Annotated in this window: 21 protein-coding genes; 6 read left to right on the plus strand and 15 right to left on the minus strand. The window is 70.4% G+C overall.

From position 1 onward, the window contains the following. Positions 1-34 precede the first annotated feature (34 nt). Together RB614_RS30605 and RB614_RS30610 are read right to left on the minus strand one after the other, a co-directional pair. Positions 35-1,045, minus strand: a complete 1,011-nt coding sequence (locus tag RB614_RS30605; RefSeq protein WP_308716158.1) for an ABC transporter permease — start codon at positions 1,043-1,045, stop codon at positions 35-37. A gap of 18 nt (positions 1,046-1,063) precedes the next feature. Continuing rightward, positions 1,064-2,668, minus strand: coding sequence for an ABC transporter substrate-binding protein (locus RB614_RS30610; RefSeq protein ID WP_308716159.1), 1,605 nt, complete (start codon positions 2,666-2,668; stop codon positions 1,064-1,066). 84 nt (positions 2,669-2,752) lie between these two features. Between RB614_RS30610 and RB614_RS30615 the strand changes: the two genes are divergently transcribed. From RB614_RS30615 to RB614_RS30625, 3 genes are all read left to right on the plus strand, one after another. Continuing rightward, the gene (locus RB614_RS30615; protein WP_308716160.1) at positions 2,753-3,880 is read left to right on the plus strand and encodes a proline racemase family protein; all 1,128 of its coding nucleotides are present in this window, start codon (positions 2,753-2,755) and stop codon (positions 3,878-3,880) included. A gap of 150 nt (positions 3,881-4,030) precedes the next feature. Beyond that, on the plus strand, positions 4,031-4,354 hold the full coding sequence (locus tag RB614_RS30620; RefSeq protein ID WP_308716161.1) for a 2Fe-2S iron-sulfur cluster-binding protein: 324 nt from the start codon (positions 4,031-4,033) through the stop codon (positions 4,352-4,354). Continuing rightward, positions 4,351-5,610, plus strand: a complete 1,260-nt coding sequence (locus tag RB614_RS30625; RefSeq protein ID WP_308716162.1) for an NAD(P)/FAD-dependent oxidoreductase — start codon at positions 4,351-4,353, stop codon at positions 5,608-5,610. Before RB614_RS30620 ends, RB614_RS30625 begins: the two co-directional genes overlap by 4 nt. Here the strand turns inward: RB614_RS30625 and RB614_RS30630 are convergent. From RB614_RS30630 to RB614_RS30640, 3 genes are read right to left on the minus strand one after another with little or no spacing between them, the layout of a single operon-like run. Continuing rightward, complete coding sequence (locus RB614_RS30630; RefSeq protein ID WP_308716163.1) at positions 5,604-6,590, minus strand: amidohydrolase family protein; 987 nt, start codon at positions 6,588-6,590, stop codon at positions 5,604-5,606. The genes RB614_RS30625 and RB614_RS30630 overlap by 7 nt on opposite strands. Next, positions 6,587-7,294: a 4-carboxy-4-hydroxy-2-oxoadipate aldolase/oxaloacetate decarboxylase gene (locus RB614_RS30635; RefSeq protein WP_308716164.1), complete on the minus strand. Its 708-nt coding sequence runs from the start codon at positions 7,292-7,294 to the stop codon at positions 6,587-6,589. The genes RB614_RS30630 and RB614_RS30635 overlap by 4 nt, the downstream gene beginning before the upstream one ends. Continuing rightward, a complete protein-coding gene (locus RB614_RS30640; protein WP_308716165.1) occupies positions 7,285-8,394 on the minus strand; it encodes a zinc-dependent alcohol dehydrogenase in 1,110 nt (369 codons plus the stop codon). The genes RB614_RS30635 and RB614_RS30640 overlap by 10 nt, the downstream gene beginning before the upstream one ends. A gap of 79 nt (positions 8,395-8,473) precedes the next feature. Between RB614_RS30640 and RB614_RS30645 the strand changes: the two genes are divergently transcribed. Beyond that, a complete protein-coding gene (locus RB614_RS30645; protein WP_308716166.1) occupies positions 8,474-9,376 on the plus strand; it encodes an ABC transporter substrate-binding protein in 903 nt (300 codons plus the stop codon). On the opposite strand, the gene RB614_RS30650 is transcribed toward RB614_RS30645, so the two are convergent. From RB614_RS30650 to RB614_RS30670, 5 genes are all read right to left on the minus strand, one after another. Then, positions 9,373-10,218: an alpha/beta fold hydrolase gene (locus RB614_RS30650; protein ID WP_308716167.1), complete on the minus strand. Its 846-nt coding sequence runs from the start codon at positions 10,216-10,218 to the stop codon at positions 9,373-9,375. The genes RB614_RS30645 and RB614_RS30650 overlap by 4 nt on opposite strands. Before the next feature lie 12 nt (positions 10,219-10,230). Further along, complete coding sequence (locus RB614_RS30655) at positions 10,231-11,055, minus strand: 3-methyl-2-oxobutanoate hydroxymethyltransferase (protein ID WP_308716168.1); 825 nt, start codon at positions 11,053-11,055, stop codon at positions 10,231-10,233. 21 nt (positions 11,056-11,076) lie between these two features. Continuing rightward, the gene (locus RB614_RS30660; RefSeq protein ID WP_308716169.1) at positions 11,077-11,553 is read right to left on the minus strand and encodes a hypothetical protein; all 477 of its coding nucleotides are present in this window, start codon (positions 11,551-11,553) and stop codon (positions 11,077-11,079) included. 23 nt (positions 11,554-11,576) lie between these two features. Then, positions 11,577-12,863: an aromatic ring-hydroxylating dioxygenase subunit alpha gene (locus tag RB614_RS30665; protein ID WP_308716170.1), complete on the minus strand. Its 1,287-nt coding sequence runs from the start codon at positions 12,861-12,863 to the stop codon at positions 11,577-11,579. 65 nt (positions 12,864-12,928) lie between these two features. Next, the gene (locus tag RB614_RS30670; protein ID WP_308716171.1) at positions 12,929-14,044 is read right to left on the minus strand and encodes a cupin domain-containing protein; all 1,116 of its coding nucleotides are present in this window, start codon (positions 14,042-14,044) and stop codon (positions 12,929-12,931) included. A gap of 87 nt (positions 14,045-14,131) precedes the next feature. Here RB614_RS30670 and RB614_RS30675 point away from each other — a divergent pair, with 87 nt between their 5' ends. Together RB614_RS30675 and RB614_RS30680 are read left to right on the plus strand one after the other, a co-directional pair. Further along, positions 14,132-15,727 carry an ethanolamine ammonia-lyase reactivating factor EutA gene (locus tag RB614_RS30675; protein ID WP_308716172.1) on the plus strand — a complete coding sequence of 532 codons (1,596 nt, stop codon included), beginning with the start codon at positions 14,132-14,134 and terminating at the stop codon, positions 15,725-15,727. Between the two features lie 75 nt (positions 15,728-15,802). Next, positions 15,803-16,552, plus strand: a complete 750-nt coding sequence (locus tag RB614_RS30680) for a FadR/GntR family transcriptional regulator (protein WP_308716173.1) — start codon at positions 15,803-15,805, stop codon at positions 16,550-16,552. Between the two features lie 23 nt (positions 16,553-16,575). Here the strand turns inward: RB614_RS30680 and RB614_RS30685 are convergent, their stop codons facing one another. The 5 genes from RB614_RS30685 to RB614_RS30705 are packed head-to-tail and all read right to left on the minus strand — an operon-like array spanning position 16,576 to position 21,931. After that, positions 16,576-17,436 carry an ABC transporter ATP-binding protein gene (locus tag RB614_RS30685; RefSeq protein ID WP_308716174.1) on the minus strand — a complete coding sequence of 287 codons (861 nt, stop codon included), beginning with the start codon at positions 17,434-17,436 and terminating at the stop codon, positions 16,576-16,578. Next, complete coding sequence (locus RB614_RS30690; RefSeq protein ID WP_308716175.1) at positions 17,433-18,440, minus strand: ABC transporter ATP-binding protein; 1,008 nt, start codon at positions 18,438-18,440, stop codon at positions 17,433-17,435. The genes RB614_RS30685 and RB614_RS30690 overlap by 4 nt, the downstream gene beginning before the upstream one ends. Next, a complete protein-coding gene (locus RB614_RS30695; protein WP_308716176.1) occupies positions 18,437-19,342 on the minus strand; it encodes an ABC transporter permease in 906 nt (301 codons plus the stop codon). The genes RB614_RS30690 and RB614_RS30695 overlap by 4 nt, the downstream gene beginning before the upstream one ends. Further along, on the minus strand, positions 19,329-20,279 hold the full coding sequence (locus RB614_RS30700; protein ID WP_308716177.1) for an ABC transporter permease: 951 nt from the start codon (positions 20,277-20,279) through the stop codon (positions 19,329-19,331). The genes RB614_RS30695 and RB614_RS30700 overlap by 14 nt, the downstream gene beginning before the upstream one ends. 47 nt (positions 20,280-20,326) lie before the next feature. Then, positions 20,327-21,931 (minus strand): ABC transporter substrate-binding protein, encoded by a 1,605-nt coding sequence (locus tag RB614_RS30705; RefSeq protein WP_308716178.1) that lies wholly within the window; start codon positions 21,929-21,931, stop codon positions 20,327-20,329. Between the last annotated feature and the right edge of the window lie 23 nt (positions 21,932-21,954).

Genomic DNA, 21,954 nt, shown 5'->3' on the forward strand with positions numbered 1-21,954 from the left:
GTGCGCGGAGGCGCCGCGCTGCTCACTTCACCACTCATGTGAGCCTCTTCCTGGGATCGAGATAGGTGTTGACCAGGTCGACGGCGAGGAACAGCAGGATGTAGACGGCCGCCGCCAGGAGGACGAAGCCCTGGACCGCCGCGTAGTCGTTGTAATGGAGCGAGTCGATCGCGTAGAGGCCGACGCCAGGCCAGGCGAAGACCTCCTCGACCACCACCGCGCCACCGACCAGAAAGCCGAAGATGAGCGCGGTCATCGTCGTCACGATCGGTGCGATGTTGCGCAGCACGTGCTTGAGGTAGACGACGTGCGGCGGTGTTCCGATGGCGCGCGTGTAGAAGAGGTGATCCGAGCGCAGCAGCGACGCGGTGGCCTCGGCGCTCAGCCGGATGATGGGAGCCGCGGCGGGGAGACCCAGGGCGAGGGCGGGGAGCAGGAGGTGGCCGGCGGCGTTGCCGAGCACCTCGAGGTCACCGGCGAGCAGTGCGTCAACGGTGATCAGGCCGGTCACGCCGTCCGGCGCGAGCACCCCGATGTCGAGCCGCCCGACCGGTGCCGGAGCGATGTCGAGGCTGGAGTAGAAGACGACGATCAAGAGCAAGCCGAGCCAGAACTCGGGAATGGACACTCCGAGTGTCGAGACTCCCCGGGCGAAGCGTTCGGCACCACGTCGTGCGCTTGCCCCAGCGGCGACGCCCAGCGGGACGCCGATCACCAACGCCACGGTCAGGGCGGCGAGGATCAGCTCGATGGTCGCGGGGAACCGCCCCATCAGATCGTCGAGAACACCGTGGCCGGTCCGGACCGACGTCCCGAGGTCGCCGCGCGCGAGCCCGGCCAGATAGTCGAGATACTGCACCCCCAGCGGCTTGTCAAAGCCGAACTGGGCACGGATCGCAGCGATGGCGGTGTCGGTCGCCTGGGACCCGGCGAAGATCTTCGCCGGGTCCCCCGGCATCGCCCTCGAGACGAAGAACGTGAGGGTAGCGACCCCGAGAAGGATCGGGACAACCCACGCCACGCGACGGGCAGTGTATCCAACCATGGCTGCTGCGATCCCTCGTCAGCCAGCCAGGTCCATGGTGCCGAACCGGATGATCTGATCGGTTCGCACTTCGTAGCTCACGATCCGGTCGGTGGTGCCCAGCGTCCAGTTGACCTGTCCCAACCAGGCGGCGGGAGCATCCTGCAGCATGAGCTTCTGGATCTCGGCGACCTCAGCCTTGAAGGGCTCGGAGCCGACGGGCTGCTGGAACGCCTTCTCCTTGACGCTGTCCACCTGGGTGTTCGTGTAACTGATCTTGTTGCCGTACGAGCCGGTCGCCCAGTACAGGTCGAGATGGTAGGAGGGGTTGTTGACCCAGGACAGCGCGCTGAAGATGAAGAGCTCGGTCTTGCCGCTGAAGAATGCCTCGTTCATCTGGGCAGTCGTCACGGGCTTGGTCTCGACGGTGATGCCGATCTTGCCCAAAGCCTGCTGGACGGCGATGGCGATCTCCTCGTATCCGGTCACCGAGTTGTCGTAGGTGAGCGGGATGCTGAAGGCGCCGGCGTGGTCCGACGCCGCAAGCGCTCGCTTCGCGGCATCGAGGTCCTCCTTGTAAAGGGCAGCGTCCTCGTCGAAGCCCGGCATGCCGGTCGGGATCGGACCGGAAGGCCCATCGGCGTAGCCGCCGTAGACGTTGGCGGCGATCGCGTCGTACGGCACGGCATAGCTGATCGCGCGGCGGACATTGACGTCGGCGGTCGGCCCGACCGCGTTGTTCATCATGAGGTTGACCTGCTGGTTGGACTTGCTCGCGTGGATGGTCACGCCGTCGGCCGAGGTCAGCTCCTTCAGCGATGCGCTGGGCAGCTCGGCGGCGATGTCGATGTCACCGTTCTTCAGCAGTGCGACCTGGTCGGAGGCCGAGGGCACCACCTGCATCACAACTTTGTCCGCCTCGGGCTTCGCACCCCAGTATTGGTCGAAGCGACTGAGGGTGAGCGACACACCGCGCTCGAACGACTCGAGCTTGTACGGGCCCGACCCAGCATCGTGGTCAGCTAGGTAGTCCTGCGCCCACGGGTCGTCCCCGGTGGCGTTCTCCTTCATCAACTTGGAGTCGTAGATCGCGATCGTGGGGTTGGCGAGCATCTGGAGCGTGAACGGCGTGGTCCGCGTCATCTTCATGACGGCGGTGCGCTCGTCAGGAGTCGTGATCTGGGTGCTGGGGTCGGACAGGCCGATCGTTTTGAGGTCGAACCAGCCGCCCTCCTGCAGCTTCCAGGCTCGCTCGAAGCTCCACCGGACGTCCGCGGAGGTGACCGGGTTGCCGGAGTGGAACGTCGCCTCGTGCAGGCGGAACGTGTACGTCAGCTTGTCCTCGCTGACCTCGATGGTCTCCGCGAGTGCTCCGGTCGGCGCCTCGGAGTCGGCAACCAGCAGACCCTCGTCGTTCTTGGTCAACTTGAACCCGACGAGCGTGTCGTAGACGTTCGCCACGTACTGGGCTGACCGCTTCTCGAACGAGAGCCGGGGGTCGAGCGTCGAAGGGTCCCCGGAGATCGCCTGAACGATGGCGTTGCCGCGAGCCTCCCCGGAGTCGGACGAACAAGCAGCCAGCGCTGCGGCGGCTACGGCCAGTGCGGCGGCACCACCGAGAAGTCGTTTGGACCTGATGGACATGAGCGGCTCCCTTGCTGCTCGAAAAGCTGCAGTGCGGGCGGCGGGCGATGCCCCCGAGATGATGTCAGCGTCAAATACATCTTCTTGCTAGCATCAGATATATCTGTCGCATGCATCGCAGGCAAGAGCTCCAGAGGCCCCTGGCCACAGATTGACGTGCCGTTAACAAGGGAGCACATCATCGAAACATCCGCAGGTGAGTCGCTGATCGTCGTGGACTCGCACACTGCGGGCGAACCCACCCGGGTCGTCCTCAACGGTCTCGACTCGCTACCTGGCGCCACGCTGTCCGAACGCTCGCACGCGCTGCACGCGCGCCATCCCCGGCTGATCTCCGCCGTTGTCGGCGAGCCGCGCGGGTGGGCACCCTGGCACGCCGTCGTGCCCGTGCAGCCCGACGATCCGCGGGCGGACATCGCCGTGCTGATCTTCTCCGCGCTCGGCCAGCTGGACATGTGCGGGCACGCACTCATCGGCACCGTCACCACGCTGATCGAGGAGGGTGTCGTGGCCGCGTCAGAGCCAACGACCGAACTCACGGTGCAGACGGGCGCCGGACTCGTCCGAGTCGCCGCGACCGTCGAGCGCGGCCGGGTACGGCACGTGAGCTTCGAGAATGCGGCGTCGTACGCTTTCGCCACCGACAAGGTCGTCGCCGTGCCAGGCCTGGGTGAGGTCCGCTACGACCTCGCGTACGGAGGTCTCTGGTACGCCGTGGCCGACGCCTCCAGCCTCGGCCTGGCGATCGCCCTCGACCAGGTCCACCGGCTGATGGCGCTGTCGGAACGCATCCGGGCCGCCATCAATGCCTCACTTCCCGAGCATCCGGACGAGCCGGACGGCCCCACGTTCGTTCCGCAGCTGCTGTGGACCACCACCGAGGGCGCCAGGAGTGGGACGAACCTGGCGACGTCGACCCAGCTCGGATTCGACCGCTCCCCCTGCGGCACCGGATCATCTGCCCGCACGGCCATCCTCCACGCCGCGGGCGCCCTCGCGATCGGCGATACGTTCGATCACCACAGCGTGCTCGGCACAACCTTCACGACCGAGGTCGTGCGAAAGCTCGTCCTCCCGTCAGGCCGCCCCGCCATCACGCCCAGAGTGACCGGATCGGCATGGATCACCGCCCGTTCCGAACTCGTCTTCCGTAACGACGACCCACTCGCCGACGGCTCCTTCGTGCCACCCTTCGACACCGACGGTCCGTGACGCGCAGCCGCAACACGCACGTCACTCGGGCTTGCGATGCACCATCCGAGCTCCTGGGCAAGAGACCCACTGCATTGTGATGATCCAGGTTTGGTAGTATGGTTAGCCCATTCTTAGTCGCGTTTCCATACCGCGAGAGGTGACCGTTTCGTGCCCAGAGTGACCTTCCTCGGCCCTTCCGGCGTGGCCAGGGCTGTCGAGGCCCGCACGGGCGACTCCCTGATGGCGGTCGCGGTGCGCAACGGCATCCCCGGAATCGTCGGAGAGTGCGGCGGCAACGCCTCCTGCGCGACCTGCCACGTGTACGTCGACGACGCCTTCCAATCGCGGGTCGGTCCGCCCAACGACGTGGAGGAGGACCTGCTCGACCTGGGCGTCAGCGACCGGCGCGAGTCCAGCCGGCTGGCCTGCCAGATCGCTCTGACCGAGGAGCTCGACGGCCTCGTCGTGCACACAGCGGACGAGCGGTTGTGACGGGCGGCGCCTTGGTCGTGGGGGCGAGCCAGGCCGGCGTGCAGCTCGCCGTCTCGCTCCGCCGGGCCGGCTACCGCGGACCGGTGACGCTGGTCGGGGCGGAGAACCATCCTCCGTACCAGAGGCCGCCGCTGTCCAAGGCGTTCCTGACCGGAAAGGCCGACGCGACCACGTTGCATCTGCGCACGCCGGAGTTCTACCGGGAACACGGCATCGACCTGGTAACCGGCGAGCGGGTCACCCACCTGGAGGTGGACGCGGACGGCGCCGGACGCGCGCGCACCGCAGGCGGCCGGACGCTCCCCTTCGACCGGCTCGCACTGGCGACCGGCGCCCGCCCCCGCCGGCTCGAGGTGCCGGGCGCGCACCTCGATGGCGTGCTGCACCTGCGCGACCTGGACAGTGCGACACGGCTGCGGCAGCGGCTCACCGCGGGGGCCACCCTCGTGGTCGTCGGCGGTGGCTTCATCGGTCTCGAGACCGCGGCCGTAGCGTCCGCGCTGGGTGCGAAGGTCACCGTCGTCGAGGCGGCCGGCCGGGCGATGTCCCGCGTGGTCGCGCCCGCCGTGTCCGCGTTCTTCCAGGAGGCCCACGCGCGGCGCGGGGTCGAGGTGCGGCTCGGCGCGGCCGTCGCGGAGTTCCTCGGCGGGCAGGGGCGGATCACCGGCGTCGCGCTCGCCGACGGCACCGTGCTGCCCGCCGAAACGGTGGTCGTGGGTATCGGCGTGGTGCCCCGCACCGACCTGGCCACGGATCTCGACCTCGCCTGCGACGGCGGCGTGCTCGTCGATGCCTGCGGCCGCACGTCGCGACCGTCCATCGTGGCCGCCGGTGACTGCGTCGCCGCGCCGCATCCCACCCGCCCCGGCCAGCGGATCCGGCTGGAGAGCGTGCCAGCCGCCATCGCGCAGGCCCGCGCGGCCGGGGCAACGCTCGCCGGCCAACCCCAGCCGAACCAGGAGGTGCCCTGGTTCTGGTCCGACCAGTTCGACCTCAAGCTGCAGATGGCCGGACTCACCGACGGGTACGACCGCCACGTGCTGCGCGGCGACCCCGGGGACGAACGCTTCTCGGTGCTGTACTACCGCAGCGGGTCATTCGTCGCCATCCACTCGGTCAACGCTCCCGCTGACTACGTGGCCGGCCGGGCGGCCCTGGCCCGTGGCGCCTCGATCCCGCCGGAGCCGGCCGCCGACCCGACCAGGAGCCTCAGGTCGCTCATCACCCCGACCGCCGCCGTACCGGCCGCTCAGTAGGGCAGCTGCGGGTAGACCCGCCGCGCGTTGCCGGCGTAGACCTTCTGCCGGTCCTCCGGGGTGAGGTCGAGGCGCTCGACGTACCGCCGGGTGTCGTCCCACGCGCCGCCGGTGTTCGGGTCGACACCGCGTACGGCGCCGAGCATCTCGGAGGCGAAGAGCACGTTGTCCGCCCCGATGACGTCGAGCAGCAGCCGTACGCCCGGCTCGTGGTAGACGCACGTGTCGAACCAGACGTTGGAGAGCAACGCCGACGGGTCCGGCCAGCCGTACCGCTCGGCGAGCCCGCGGAACCGCCCCCAGTGGTACGGCACCGCGCCCCCGCCGTGCGGAACGACCAGTCGCAGTCCAGGAAAGCGGGTGAACAGGTCGCTGCCCATCAGCTGCACGAAGGCGGCCGTGTCGGCGTTGAGGTAGTGCGCGCCGAGCGTGTGCGCGTTCGGGTTGCACGAGGCGGAGACGTGCACCATCGCCGGCACGTCCAGCTCGACCAGCGCCTCGTAGAGCGGGTACCAGGCGGGGTCGGTCAGCGGCCGGCCGGACCAGAAGCCACCGGACGGATCCGGGTTGAGGTTGCAGCCGACGAAGCCAAGCTCCGCCACGCACCGGCGCAGCTCGCGCACCGGCTCGTCGAGGGAGCCGTCCGGCGTCTGCGGCAGCTGGCACACGGCGGCGAACCGGCGCGGAAACAGCGCCACCACCCGGTGGACCAGATCGTTGCTGACCCGGGCCCACTCCGCGGCGGCTGCGGGGCCGGGCACGTGATGGCCCATCGCGGACGCCTTGGGCGAGAACAGCGTCAGGTCGATCCCGCGCTCGTCCATGTGCGCGAGCTGCTTTCCCTCGACACTCTCCCGGATCTCGTCGTCCGATATGGAGGGTGGCGAGACCCTCTCACCGCCGGCGGCGAGGCGAGCGGCGCGGAAGCGGTCCAGCGCCGCGGGGGCCGTCGTGTAGTGACCGTGGCAGTCGATGATCATCCGGTGCCCTCCGCGGCGTGGTCCACATAGGTCAGTCCCTTGCGGCGCAGCCGCTCGCGCATGCCGGACATGTCGAGGCCGAGCTCGCCGGTCGCGTACCGCGCGCGAGTCCGCGCCTCCCGGGCGTCCCTGTCTCGGGCGGCCTCGGCCACCGCGGCGGCCTCCGTACGCCGCACCACGACCACGCCGTCGTCGTCGGCGATCACCACGTCGCCGGGTGCGACCGCCTGCCCGGCACAGACCACCGGTACGTTGACGCTGCCCAGCGTCTCCTTGACCGTGCCCTGCGCGCTGACGTGCCGGGACCAGACCGGGAAGCCCATCGCGGTGAGCCGGGCGACGTCGCGGCAGCCGGCGTCGATGACCAGCCCCACCGCTCCCCGGTACTGGGCGGCAGTGGCCAGTAGCTCGCCGAAGTAGCCGGCGTCACACGGCGAGGTGGGCGCCACGACGAGGATGTCGCCGGGCTGGACCAGCTCCATCGCGACGTGCAGCATCCAGTTGTCGGCCGGCGGCACGCTGATCGTCAGCGCGCTCCCGGCGACGTGGGCGCCGGCGTAGATCGGGCGGAGCGCCGAGGAGAGCAGCCCGGTGCGCCCCTGCGCCTCGTGCACGGTGGCGACGTCGAGTGCCGCGCAGGCGGCCAGGATCTCCGGGGCGGGACGGGGTGCGCCGCGGACCACTGTGGACACGGTCAGCCCCACGGGAGCACGGACACGTGGACGACGTCCTCGCCCGCCTCGCCGCCGACGCTGCGGATCGCCTCCGGCACGGCGTCGATGCCGAACGTGTGCGTGGTCAGCCGCTCCAACGGGAACCGACGCGACGCGAGCTGGGCGACGGCGAGCTCGCAGGAGCGGTAGCTGTGGCCCCGCGCGCTCCTGAGGGTGATCGCCTTCTCGGTCATCAGCTTGACCGGGAAGTCCGGGAAGCTCGCCAGCTCGCCCTGGATCAGCAGCGTGCCGCCGCGCCGCTTGAGCACGTCCACGCCGAGCAGCACCGGGCCGGTGCCGGCGCCGGCCGTGCAGTCCAGCACCACGTCGACGCCGCGGCCTCCGGTGAGCTCGGCGACCCGGCTGCGCACGTCCTCGGCGTCCACGTCGATCACGTGGTCGGCGCCGAGGTCGGCGGCGAGCTTCAGCCGCGCGGCGTCCCGGGCGGTGCCGGAGACGATGATCTGCGAGGCGCCGGCCTGCTTGCACGCCACCACCTGCGACAGGCCCTGCTGGCCGGGACCCTGCACGAGCACCCGGCTGTCGTACCCGACACCGGCGTCGAAGAGCGCCCACTCGATTCCGTTGGAGAGCGGAGTGAGGATGCCGGCCAGCTCCATCGGCAGGTCGGCGGGGATCCGGTGCAGCACCGCGTTCCACGGCAGGTACATGTAGCCGGCGAAGCCGCCCCACAGGTGGTACGGGTTCGTAGCGGAGGTGTAGCCATAGCGGCGGGCGTCCGGGTTGGTCCGCCAGTCGGTGGCCACGCAGTGCCGGTACTCGCCCTGGTGGCACCAGTCGCAGGCGAAGCAGGGCACGTAGTGCTCGACGAAGACCCGGTCGCCCTCGCGGAAACCCTTGCGGCGCACGAAGTCCGGGCCGGCGCGGACGATCGTCCCGACGTTCTCGTGGCCCATGATGACCGGTTCCTGGATGACCGGCTTGGCGTACATCTTCACGTCGGTGCCGCAGATGCCGGCGACCTCGACCCGCATCAGCGCCCCGTCGGCGGGGATCTCAGGAAGCGGGAACTCGCGCATCTCGATGGCGCGCGCGCCGGTCCGCACGGCGGCGAGTACTTTTTCCGTCACCAGCATAGTATGGTCTAACCATTAGTCAAACTCAAGATCGGCCAATCGGGAGGCGATGGTGGCGCCGACACTCCGCGCGGTGACCCGCACTCAGGGCAACAACGCCGACGTCACGTCTGGGCGGGTGCCGGTCGAGGGCTTCACGCTCGCGTTCGAGGAGGTGCCGGTCCTGGTCGACGCGTTCCGCCGGATGGTGCGGGAGCTGGCGTACGACGTCTGCGAGATGGCGTTCACCACGTACCTCTGCGCCCGCGAACACGGCGTGCCGTTCACCGCGCTGCCGGTCTTCCTGGTGCGCGGGTTCCACCACGGCGCGATCGTCCGGGCGGCCGGCGGCCCGGTGCGGCACCCGAAGGACCTGGAGGGGCGGCGGGTCGGCGTCAACCGCGGATACACGGTGACCACCGGCGTCTGGGCGCGGGCGGTGCTGGCCCGGGAGTACGGCGTCGACCTCGACCGGGTCACCTGGGTGCCCTCCGGCGACGAACACGTCGAGGCGTACCGGCCGCCCGCGAACGTGGCTCCGCTCGGCCCGGGACGCTCGCTGAAACGGGCACTGCTCGACGGCGACGTCGACGCGGCGGTCGGCGTCGGCGCGGACGGCCCGGACATCGTGCCGCTGGTTCCCGACCCGGACGAGGCCGGGTACGCCGCGCTGCGCACCGGCGGGCTCTACCCGATCAACCACCTGGTCGTGGTCCGCGACGACCTGCTCGCCGCACACCCCTCCCTCGCCACGGCGCTCACCCGGGCGTTCACGGCGGCGAAGGAGGCGTACGTGCGGCGGCTGGCGGATGGAGTGGTGGCCGATCCGACCGACGCCATGTACGCGCGGGTGATGCGCGAGACCCGCGCCGATCCACTCCCGTACGGCGTGGCGGCCAACCGGCCGATGATCGACGAGCTGATCGAGAACGCCCTGCGGCAGCGGATCCTCACTCGCGCCCCCGCGGCGGAGAGCCTCTTCGCGGCCGGAAGCTAGCCGCGCAGGAAGTCCAGCAGCACCGGAATGGTGGCCTCCTCGGTCTGGCCGGCGACCCGCATGTCCCAGTGACGGGCGGCGGGCAGGCACTCCTGCAGGTACCGCGCTGCGGAGGGGGCGTGCGAGGTGTCCTCCCCCGGCACGACGAGCGCCGGCGCGGCCACCCGCATCAGCTCCTCGGGCTCGGGGCCCGGTACGGTGTCGCGGTCGAAAAGGGTGCGGGCGGTGCCGCGGAGCACGAGCAGGTACCACTGCGGGTCGAGGGCGGCGTACGCCGCGGCGAAGGCCGGGTCCGACCTGATCACCGGCGCCCACGGGCCGACCCGGGCGTCCTCGCTGAACCCCGCCCGTCCGGCCCGGACGAGGTCGACCACGGCCCTCGGCCCGGCGCCGCGGACGAAGACCTCGTGCTCGGCGAAGCGGGCGTGCTGGAGCATCCGGTACCGGACGCCGCCGGCCGGCGAGTAGAGGACCAGGCGGTCGGTCGCCTCCGGGTACCGCACGGCGAACTCGACCGCCACCGAGCATCCGACGCAGCCGCCCATCAGGTGCGCCCGGGGCAGGCCCAGATGGTCCAGCAGCGCCTTGCCCTGCACCGCGTAGTCGTGCCAGGACAGACTCTGCACCCGCCCGCCGGAGCGACCCGACTCGCGCCGGTCGAAGAGCACGAGGCGGAACTCCGTCGAGAGCCGGGGCACCAGGTTGAGCCCGCGGTAGACGCCGTGGCGGCGCCAGTTGTCGGCCGTCGCGTTGAAGCCACCGGGTGCGAACATCAGCAGTGCTGGGCCGTCCCCGACGACCTCGTAGTGCGTCGCGATCCCGTCGAGGTCCACAGTGGGCATACCGGTCCTCCGTCAGCCGCGCACGCCGCGCAGGTGCCGCCCGGCGCGCACGTCCGCCGCGTAGGCGCCGATCGCGTCGAACGCCACCTGGGCCACGTTCGCGTAGGCGCTGGGCGGGTCGTCCCTGTCCAATGAGGACGCTGAGTAGCCGAGCGCTGCCGCCGCCATCCGCATGCGGCCGTCGAGCCACGGCCCGCCGCCGAAGCCGCCGAGCACCGGGATCCCCACCGCCGCGACCACCGCGGGCCCGGCGACCGGGCCGGAGTTGGTGAAGTTGAGCAGTGCGGCACCGGCGGACTCGAGCAGCTTCGCCTCGGCCACCATCCGCTCGGTCATCGCCGCCGGCACCTCCTGCCCGGTGCCCGGCTCCGCGGAGTAGATCACGCCGTACCGCAGCGCGGTCTGCGGGGTGATGCCGAACTGCGCGAACACGGGGATGCCGGCCCGCGTCACCGCCTGGACCGCCTCCGGGAAGTCCGCGGCCCCGTCCAGCTTGACCAGGTCGGCGCCGCCCTCCTTGACCAGCCGAATCGCCGCCCGCACCGCGCTGTCCGCCCCCTCCTGCAGCGGCCCGTACGGAAAGTCGCAGCTGACCAAAGCACGGGTGACACCGCGCCGCACCGCCCGGCAGACGGTCACCATCTCCTCCATCGTGACCTCGAACGGCGTGCGGTGGCCCCACATGTTGACCCCGACCGTGTCGCCCACCGAGACGATCTCCACACCGGCGCGGTCGACGATCCGAGCGATCTGGTAGTCCCAGGCCACCACACCGACGATCTTCTCGCCCCGCGCCTTCATCCCGTGCAGCCGCGGGAGCGTCACCTCATCTGCCATCGCGGCCCTCCATCCGTGCCGTCACGCGCGCAGCGCCGTCAGCACCGCGGCGATGTCGTCCTCGTCGCCGGTCAGCAGCAGCACCCGGGCGTACGGCCGCAGCATCGCGACGGCGTCGAGTGCGCCGGCGCCGCCGTCGACCACCAGGCCGGCGGTCATGGTGCCGCGTGCCCGGCAGTGCTCGCCGACCGCGGCCGCCGCCCGCGCCCCGTCCGGTGACGTGGCGACCAGCACCGCGACGTCGGCACCGTCCAGCTCCGCCGAGATGTCCACTGTGGAGACTCCGACCAGCGGCCGCACCCGCCCGTCGCCGGCGTGCCCGAAGAACCGGGCGGTCGCCCACGGCCGCGCCGCGATCCTTCGCACGATCTCCTCCGCGGGCCCGTCCAGCGCGAACACCCGGGCGCCCCGGGACGGGACGATCGGCGCGTCGATCCGGAACCGGGCCTCCGCCGCCGTGGCCGCCCGCGCGCAGCTGTTGAGCAGGACCGGTCGCATCGTCGTCGGCATCACGTGGCCCGCTAGACGGAGGACTGGCGCACGCCCGGGCGCACGCTGACGGCGTCGCGGCAGGACTCGATGAACGACTCGTGCCGGGGCAGGACGACGGCCGCCGACCGTACCCGCTGGTGCTCCGGCTCGGTGCCCGGCGGCGGCGTGCCGTGGTCGCGCAGGGCGACCGCCGCGCGGCGCAGCTTCTGCCGGGCCTTGATGATGCCGCTGTCGGCGGGGACGAGCCGCTCCTTGCTCCGGTCGACGATCGGCCCCATGCTCTCCTGCAGCGAGGCGTCCTGGATCGCGATGCCGCGCACGCCGGAGAAGTTTTCGCCGCTGCGCTGGGTGGCCCGGTCCATCAGGTAGTCGTTGTCCTTGTTCTGCACCGGCCGGTACGTGCCGGGGATGTTTTCGCTGTGCACGCCGAAGCCGTCCATCATGGCCTGCCGCTCCTGCGCCGTCAGCGCCCGCACCGGGTGGTAGTCGAACGTGTAGACCCAGCAGTTCTCGTCGTCGATCGGCACCCAGAAGTGACCGTGCACCGGGTGGTCTCCGCGTGGCGGGACGACCGTAAAGCTCGGCATCACCCAGGGCGTGATCCGCCAGTAGTAGTGCCCGTCCTCGGCGTTGCGCCGGGCGCCGACGAAGAGCCCACCCGGCGACTCGGCCACCTCGAAGAACGGCTTGAAGTCGCTCAGGTTGTACTGGTTGCCCTTCGCGCCCTTGAAGAGCGGGTCGGTCTTGAGCTGCCCGGAGTGCAGCCACGAGACGTGACTGGAGTCGATGCCGCCCTCCAGGGCCTGCAGCCAGTTGCTCTCCTGCCAGCGCTTGGAGGTGAACGTCTGCTCCGCCGGCACGTGCACGAACTCGAACTCCGGCAGCGGCGGCTGGTTCTCCGGCTCGCCCAGATACGCCCAGAGGATGTCGCCGACCCGGACGAGCGGGTAGGAGCGAAGCTTGACGTTGCTGCAGAACGAGCTGTTGTCCGGCTCGGACGGGACCTCGACGCACTGCCCGGTGACGTCGTACTTCCAGCCGTGGTACGCGCAGCGCAGACCGCCCTCGGCGACCCGCCCGAACCAGAGCGACGCGCCGCGGTGGGCGCAGAACTCGTCCATGAGGCCGTACCGGCCATGGCTGTCGCGGAAGGCGATCAGGCGCTCGGAGAGGAGCTTGACCCGGACCGGTGGGCTGTCGGGTTCCGGCAGCTCTTCGGCGAGCAGCGCGGGAAGCCAGTACCGCCGGAACAACTGGCCCATCGCGGTGTCCGGGCCGGTCCGCGTCAGCAGCTCGTTGAGTTCACTGGTCAGCACACAGCACCTCCACGCTTGAGCGCAAAACATAATACCATTTGAACATCAGAGCAATCGCGGAACGGTCAGGACGTGGGCGGGAGGGTGGCGAGCTCGGCCGCGTACGCCTCGTCCATCCGGGGCTCGGCCCCGTTGCGGCGCAGCGCGTCGTCGAACATCGCGCGTACGACCGGCGACTCGTCCGCGTAGTCGATCTGGTGGCCGCCGACCCGCCGGCTGATCCACGCCTTCGGCACGCCCTGCCCGTTGCGGATGGCCACGCCCTCGTGCTTGAGCGCCAGGTATCGGGCCGGTGTGGAGCCGGTGTTGAAGTGCTGGTGGTACCACATGTTCGGCGGCACGATCAGCGTGCCGACCTCCCAGTCGTAGCGGCGCGGCTCCTCCCCCTCGGCCCACATCAGGCTGTACCCCTCGCCGGACAGGATGATCACGTAGGCGCCGGGACCGTGCGCGTGCGCCTTCTTGTACGTACCGACCGGAAACTGCGAGATGTGGCTGTTCATCGAGCCGTTCGCCAGGGCGAACCGGATGTGCCCGCCACCCGCCCCACGCTCGGCGGCGGAGATCAGCGGCAGGTTCACCGCGTCCGCGACGAAGTTGGTGCGCAGCAGCAGGCCGTCCTGCTCGCCGCCGTCGGCGAAGTAGTCCGGCTCGCCGTCGAACCGCCCGGCGAAGTCGTGCGGCGTGTCGAAGACGAACTGCGGGTCCTCGTAGAGGTTGATGACCGGCGGGGCGTTCGTCACCGCGACGTACCGTGCCGGCGCGTCACCCGCGGTGTTGTAGTGCCGGTGCCAGGTGTTCAACGGGATGGCGAAGAGCGCACCCGCACGCCACTCGAACGACACGCGTTGCCCCTTGTCGTTCCAGACCTCCGTGGCGCCGTTACCGCTCAGGACGAGGATCATCTCCTCGAAGAGCTGGCGCCGCGGGGCCAGCTCACCGGCGGGTGGGATCTCCATCACGTAGCTGTCGTTGGAGGTGCGAGAGGCGTCGTGGTTCAGGAACACCGCGCTGCCGCCGCGCCGTGCCCACGGCTTCAGCTCCACCGTCCGCAGGTTGCGCACATAGATGGCGGGCAGGATGTCCAGCCCTTCACCCGCCACCCATCGGGTGTAGGGAGAGTCTTTCTCGGTGGCGAACTTCCTCGCCATCTCGTCCGACACCAGGGCGGTATCCGTCATCGTCGCCTCCTCGCGATCCCGTTGACCGGTGATCGTAGCCTAGCTAAGGTCTTAATGTTAGTCCAATCGTTTGCCGAGGTGGGATGCATGGACCGGGGCCACAGCCTCCACGAGCACGCGCTCGGCGCGTACGCGTCGCATGAGCACGGGCCCGACGCGGACCACGACCACGACGACCCCGCGACCTACGGCCCGCCGGAGGCAAGCCCGCTCTACGCGCAGGACAACGTCACGCTGACCAGCGTCGGCATCGACATCGGCTCGGCCGGCACCCAGGTCGTCTTCTCCCGCATCCACATGCGACGGTTGGGCGAGCGGCTGACCAGCCGGTACGTCACGGTGGGCCGGGAAGCGGTCTACCGTTCGCCGGTGCACCTGACGCCGTACGCCGCCGAGCACCGGCTGGACCACGTGGCGCTGGCCGAGTTGGTCGACCGGGCGTACCGCGCCGCCGGTCTGCGCCCGGACGGCCTCGACACCGGTGTCGTCATCCTCACCGGCGAGGCGCTGCGGCGCGAGAACGCGGCCGGCGTCTCGGCGGCGCTCGCGGCCGACCGCGGCGACTTCGTCTGCGCCTCGGCCGGCCACCACATGGAGGCGATGCTCGCCGCTTACGGCTCCGGTGCGGTACGCCGCTCGCACGGCACCGGCAAGCGCCTGCTCAACATCGACATCGGCGGCGGCACCACCAAGCTCACGCTCGTGGCGCAGGGGCAGGTCGCCCGCACCGCCGCGTTCCATGTGGGCGGTCGGCTCGTCGCGGTGGACGGCCGCGGCACGATCGCCCGGCTCGAACCGGCGGGCCGTCGCCACGCCAGCCGCTGCGGGTACGACTGGCGGGTCGGCGACCCGGTCGCTCCGGAGGCGCTCGACCGCGTCGCCCAGGACATGGCCGACCTGCTGGTTTCCGCGCTCGTCGAGTGGCCGCCGGGGCCGCGGGCACGCCCGTGGTGGCTCACCGACCCGTTCCCGGCGCTCGACGGCGTCGACGCGGTGATGTTCTCCGGCGGCGTCGCCGAGTACGTCTACGGGCGCGAGCGTCGCGACTTCGGCGACCTCGGCGCTCGGCTGGGACCCGCCGTGCGGGAGCGGCTCGCGGCCCGCCGCCCCGACCTGGCCGTCCTCCCCGCCGGCGAGTGCATCCGGGCCACCGCCCTCGGCGCCTCCGAGCACACGGTCCAGCTTTCCGGGAACACCTGCCACATCTCCCACCCCGGCACCCTGCTGCCCCGCCGCAGCCTTCAGGTGGTACGGGTGCCGGTCCCGCTCCCTACCGACGTCGACCCGGCTCGGGTGGCGGCCGCGCTCCGCGAGCGGCTGGTCGCGTTCGACGTGGCCGACGAGTCGGACGCCGCGATCGCGATCGGCTGGCAGGGGCCGCCCTCCCACCGCCGCCTGCGTGCCCTCGCCGACGGCCTGGTCACCGGACTCGCGAAACGCACCGCGGCCGGGCGGCCGCTCCTGCTGATGCTCGACGGCGACGTGGCGATGTCACTCGGCGCGATCCTGGCCGGCGAGTGCGGCGTGCGGGCGGACCTGCTGGTCCTGGACGGGCTGGCCCTGCACGACTTCGACTATGTCGACATCGGACGCGTACGCCTGCCGTCCCGCACCGTACCGGTAACGATCAAGTCACTCGTCTTCGCCGTGGAAGGCGCCGCCGCGAGCGGTACAGTGGTATGACATCATTCCTTTGGTCCCCGGTGTCGATCGCTGGAGTTTTGCGGACCCCCGTCACCACTGCGAGGATTCATCGCCATGGCATCCACGAAGGCGAAGCCGGTCGGCACCGGTGACGATGTCGGCATGTTCAAGGCCGTGTCGCTCAACCGGGTCTCCCAGGCCATCGTCGACCAGGTGAAGGAGCTTCTGCGGCAGGGCCGGCTCAAGCCCGGCGACCGGCTGCCCAGCGAGCGCGAGCTCTGCGAGCGCTTCGGCGTCAGCCGGGTGACCGTGCGCGAGGCGCTGCGCGTCCTGGAGGCGGGTGGCCTCATCGAGATCCGGGTCGGCGCGCACGGTGGCGCCTTCGTCACGACGCCCACCTCGCAACAGGTCGGCGAGGGCCTTGCCGACCTGCTCAACCTCTCCCCACTCACCGCGCTGCAGGTGACCGAGGCGCGGCAGGTGTTCGAGCTCGGCATCGTGCCGCTCGTCGTCGACCGAGCCACCGACGACGACATCGCCGCACTGCGCGAGATGGTCCGCAAGCAGCAGCTTGCCCTGGAGGCGGGCGAGTACACGATGGCGATGTCGGCCGACTTCCACACCGGCGTGGCCGCCTGCACGCACAATCCGGCGATCGAGATGCTGGTGCAGTCCTTCCACGGCCCCCTGCTGATGTCGCTGCTGGAGGCGCAGGTCGTCGCCCCGTTGATGGGTCACCGGGGCACCGAGGAGCACTCCGCGTTCATCGACGCGATCGCCGACCGTGACGCCGACCGGGCGACGGCGATCATGCGGGAGCACCTGCAGCGGACCGCCGACCGGGTCAGCCACCCGTCGGAGTGAGGCCGGTCGGCGCGTGGCCTCCCTCAGGGGCGGTCGCGCGAGCGGCGGCCTGGCACGGCGGCCAGCAGCTTCCGGGTGTACTCGTGCGCCGGCTCGGTGAAGACCGCGCGTACGTCGCCCTGCTCGACGATCGTGCCGCGGTACATCACCGCGACGCGGTCCACCAACTGGGCCACCAGGGACAGGTCGTGGCTGATGAACAGGTACGACAGCTCGTACTCCTCCTGTAGGTCCTGCAGAAGGTTGAGGACCTGGGCCTGCACCGAGACGTCCAGGGCGGATACCGGCTCGTCGCAGACCACCACCTCCGGCCGGGTCACCAGCGCCCGGGCGATGCCGATGCGCTGGCGCTGGCCGCCGGAGAACTCGTGCGGGTACCGGCGGGCGTCCCGCGCACTGAGCCCCACGCTGTCGAGCACCTGCGCCACCCGGTCCCGGCGCTCGGTCGCGGTCGCGCCGATGCGGTGCACGACGAGTGGCTCGCCGACGATCTGACCGACCGTCATGCGGTTGTTCAGCGAGGAGTACGGGTCCTGGAAGACGACCTGAAGCCGGCGGCGGGTGCGGCGCATCTCGCGGGCGTTCATCCGGGTCAGGTCCTGGCCGGCGAAGACCACCTGGCCCGAGGTCGGCGGGTCGAGCATGAGCAGCGCGTTGGCGAGGCTGCTCTTGCCGCAGCCGGACTCACCGACGAGGCCGAGCGTCTCGCCCCGGTACAGCGTGAGCGAGACGCCGTCGACCGCGCGCAGCGTCTCCGCCCGGCCGCCCCACCGGCTGGCGTGCACCCGGTAGTGCTTGTGCAGGTCACGGACCTCCAGCAGGGGTACCCGCCCGTTCGCCGCGGCCGCCAACGGCGCGGGCACGGGCGCGTTCTCGATGGTCATACCGTCTCCCGTTCCTGCGCCGCCCGGTCCAGGTGATGGCAGGCGACCAGCGCGCCGTCGGCCACGGGGCGGGGCTCCGGGCGTTCCTGGGCGCAGATGTCGGTGGCGAGCCGGCACCGCGGGTGGAAAGCGCATCCCGGCGGCGCGTGCCCCGGCGCCGGCGGGTTGCCCGGGATGGCCGGCAGCCTTGTCTTGTACCGGTCCAGCCGCGGCGCCGAGGCCCACAGCCCCTGCGTGTACGGATGCCGCGGCCGCCGCGACAGCTCGTCCACCGGTCCGGTCTCCACGATCCGGCCGGCGTACATCACGTACACGCGGGAGACCACCTCGGAGACCACGTCGAGGTCGTGGCTGATGAAGATCATGCCCATCCGCCGCTCCCGCTGGATCTCCCGGAGCAGATCGAGGATGCGCGCCTGCACGGTCACGTCGAGGGCGGTGGTCGGCTCGTCCGCGATGAGCACCTCCGGCTCCAGCGCGAGCGCCAGCGCGATCATGATGCGCTGCTGCATGCCGCCGGAGAACTCGTGCGGATAGCTGCGCAGCCGGTTGCCGGCGTCGCTGATGTGGACCGCGTCGAGCAGGTCGACCGCCGCCCGCCGGGCGTCCGCGCGGCTCATCCCGCGGCGCTTGACCAGCACCTCGCAGAGCGTCGTGCCGATCCGGAACACCGGATTGAGCGCGGTGAACGGGTTCTGGAAGACCATGGCGAACCTCTTCGTCGCCTGCCCGCTGAAGCCCGGTCTGGTCACCGCCGCGCTGAGATCCTCGCCGCGAAACCGCAGGTGGTCGACCTCGATGCGGGCCGGTGGTGTGCGCAGCAGTCCGAGCAGCGTACGGCCGGTCACGCTCTTGCCGGAGCCGGACTCGCCCAGGATCCCGACCGCCTCACCCTCGCCGACCGTGAGGCTGACGCCCCGTACGGCCGGGACGGTGCGGTCGGAGAGGCGGAAGGTGACCCGCAGGTTGCCGAGGTCCACCAGGGGTGCGGGGGGAGTGTTCAACTGCGGTACCGCCCCTCGGGGTCGAAGACGTCGCGCAGGCCGTCGCCGAGGAAGTTCACGCCGAGCAGGAGCAGCGTCAGCCCGAGGCCGGGGAAGATCGCGTTCAACGGCTGCCGGGTCAGAAAGGACTGCGCTTCGCTGATCATGTTGCCCCAGGTCGGTTCCGGCAGCTGGACGCCGATGCCGAGGTAGCTCAGGGCCGCCTCGTACAGCACCGCGTCGGCGAAGCCGAGCGTCGCCTGGACCATCGCCACGCCGAGCACGAACGGGCCGATGTGCCGAAGCAGCAACCGGGTGTGCCCCATGCCGACCGCCCGTCCGGCCCTGACGAAGGGTCGCTTGCGCACCGAGAGCGTGGCGCCGCGGACCACCCGGACCATCGCCGGGAGCTGGTGGATCGAGATGGCGATGCAGACGTTCTGGATACCCGGCCCGAGGAAGGCCACGATCGCGATGGCCAGCAGGATGCCAGGCACCGCCAGCAGCACGTCCACGATCCGGCCGACGATCGAGTCGACCAGGCCGCCGGCGTATCCGGCGACCAGCCCCAGCACCCCGCCGACCAGCAGCACCGTCGCGGTGACCACGAAGCCCACGAAGATCGACACCCGGGAGCCGAGGAGCATTCGGCTGAACACGTCGCGGCTGTAGCCGTCGGTGCCGAACCAGTGTGCCGCCGACGGCCCGGCGAACCGCTGTGTGGAGGTGGAGACGAGAGGGTCGTGTGGCATGATCCACGGCGCCAGCGCCGCCACCACGATGACGAACGCCACCACCGCGAAACCGGCCAGCGGCATCCAGCCCAGCTCGCGCAGCACCGCGGCACGGCGGCGCGGCGGCGCTTCCTCCTCGGGTAGCCCTTCGGCGGTCGACGTGGGGTCGGTCAGCTCACTTGTCCGCATAGCGCACCCGCGGGTCCAGCATCGCGTACACGATGTCGACGATCAGGTTGATCACCACGTAGGTGAGCGTCACCAGCAGGACGATCGCCTGGATGACTGGGTAGTCCCGCCGCTCGATGCTGGACAGCAGCAGCGTGCCGAGGCCGGGCAGGTTGAACACCCGCTCGGTGACGAGACTGCCACCGAGGAGGCTGCCCAGGTTGAGCCCGACCACGGTGACGATGGGGATCAGCGCGTTCTTCAGCGCGTGCCGGTACAGGATGCGGCGCCGCCCGAAGCCGGACGCCTGCGCGGTGACCACGTAGTCCTGCGACAGCACCTCCAGCATGGAAGTGCGGCTCATCCGGGTGACGATCGCCGCGTACAGCGCGCCGAGGGTGATGGCGGGAAGCACGAAGCCCTGGAGCGAGGTCCACAGCCCCTCGCTGAGCGGCCGGTACCCGGACGTGGGGAACCAGCGCAGGTTTACCGCGAAGACCAGCATCAGCATCATGCCGACGAAGAAGCTGGGCACCGAGACGCCGACCAGGCTGGCGGAGAGCGCCACGCGGTCCGCCGCCTTCCCCTTGTGCGCGGCCGCCACCACGCCGGCGGGAATCGCCAGCACGACGGTCAGGAGCGTGGCGAGCAGCGCCAGGGTCAGCGTGACCGGCACCCGCGGCATGATCAGGTCGGTGACCGGGCGGCGCAGCTGGACCGAGTTGCCGAAGTCGCCGCGCGCCAGGTCACCGAGCCAGGTCAGGAACTGCGTGTAGATCGGATCGTTGAGGTGCAGCTGCTCGCGCAGCCCTTCGATCTGCTCCGGGGTGGCGTTCTCCCCCACCATGGCCAGCACCGGGTCACCAGGCACCACCCGGACCAGGATGAACAGGCCGACGGCGAGAAGAAAGAGGGTCGGTATCGTGTGCAGCAGCCGCTTGACGATGTACCTGAACACCGGTCACCTCCTTCTTCTCGTCCGCGCCCAGTCCGTCACGAAGGCGTCTAGTCCGCGACCCAGACGTTCCACATCCGCACGGAGTCGAAGGTGTCCGCCTGCAGCCCGTTGACCCGGTCGTTGACGCCGTAGAGCGTCGAGCTCAGGTAGAGCGGCAGGATCACCGCGTCGTCCTTGAGCTTCTTCTCGAGCTGGGCGAAGAGCGCCTTGCGCTTCTCCCGGTCGACCGTGGCGGTCGCCTCGTCGTAGATCTTGTCGTACTCCGGGTCGCAGTAGCCGTACCGCTTGCTGGCGTTGCAGTAGTAACGCACGTAGAACACGTCGGGCGTGGTCATGAACGTGCCGCCGGCCGAGTTCATCTGGTACTTGCCGCCGGCGCCCCGGGACAGGAACGTGGCATGCTCCAGCTTGTTCACCTTGACGTTGAGGCCGACCGCGGAGAGCTGCTGCTCGGCAACGACGGCGTTGGAGCCCTGGTACGGCGGGCCGCCGGCGATCAGCTCGATCGGCTCGTTGTGGTAGCCGGCCTCGGCGAGCGTCTGCTTGGCCTTCGCCGGGTCGTAGTTGTACGGCCAGTAGTCGTGCGCGCCAGGCACGTACCAGTTCACCTCCGGCGGCACGTACCCGCCGGTGACCCGGCCGTAGCCGAAGTTCGTGGTGTCCAGGAACTTCTGCCGGTCCAGCGCGTAGGTGATCGCCTGCCGCACCTTGAGGTTGTCGATCGGCGGGCCGGAGGCGAGGTTGAGCGAGAGCACCACCCAGCTCGACCCGTCCGCCTTGAGCACGCTCACGTCCGGCAGGGCGTCCAGCCGCTCCACTTCGGAGGGTGCCACCCGGATGTCCACGTCGAACTGCCCGGTCTCCAGGCCCGCGGCCGCCGCACCGTCCTCCGGCACGACCTGGAACTCGATCCGCTCCAGCATCGCCTGCCGGCGCCCGGAGAGACCGTCCGGCTCGGCGTCCACCGGCTTGTACTTGTCGAACGGCACGATCACCGCCCGCACCTCGGGCTCGAACGACTCGACCTTGTACGGCCCGCTGCCGATCGGGCGGGTCGCCTGGGCGCCGTTGTCCGCCGAGCCCTTGGGTACGATCACCGCACTGATCGGGGCGGCCAGGTCGTCCACAAGGGACGCCTTAGGCTCGTTCAGCTTGATGGAGACGGTCAGGGGGTCCACCAGGTCGACGCTCTTCACCTCGCCGAGCTCGTTGTCGAACTCAGCGTTGGCGTTGAAGTAGTCCAGCGAGTACTTCACGTCCTCGGCGGTGATCGGCTGGTCGTTGTGGAAGTACAGCCCTTCGCGGATCTTGAAGGTGAACTCGGTGGCGTTGTCGTTGACGGTCCACGACTCGGCGATCAGTGGCTTGGGTTCCAGCCGGCTGTCGACCGTCACCAGCCCTTCGAAGACCTGCCGGTAGAACTGCCAGCTCGACGTGTTGCTGTCGCTGAACGGGTCGGAGCTGCGCATGCCCGCGTACTGGCGGACCACGATGCTCCCGTGGGGCGCGTCTCCCGGCGCGGGCCGGGCGCTGTCGCCGCCGCTGCTGTCGCCGCTCTCTGACGAGCTGCACGCCGTGGCCACCAGGACCGTGGCCAGTACCACGGCGACGGCTCGGGGCACCGTGCGCGCTCGGGGTAAGAAAGAAGTCATCTCTGTTCTCCGCCTCCAGCCGA

Source organism: Phytohabitans maris (genome assembly GCF_031085175.1).
GTDB lineage: Bacteria > Actinomycetota > Actinomycetes > Mycobacteriales > Micromonosporaceae > Phytohabitans > Phytohabitans maris.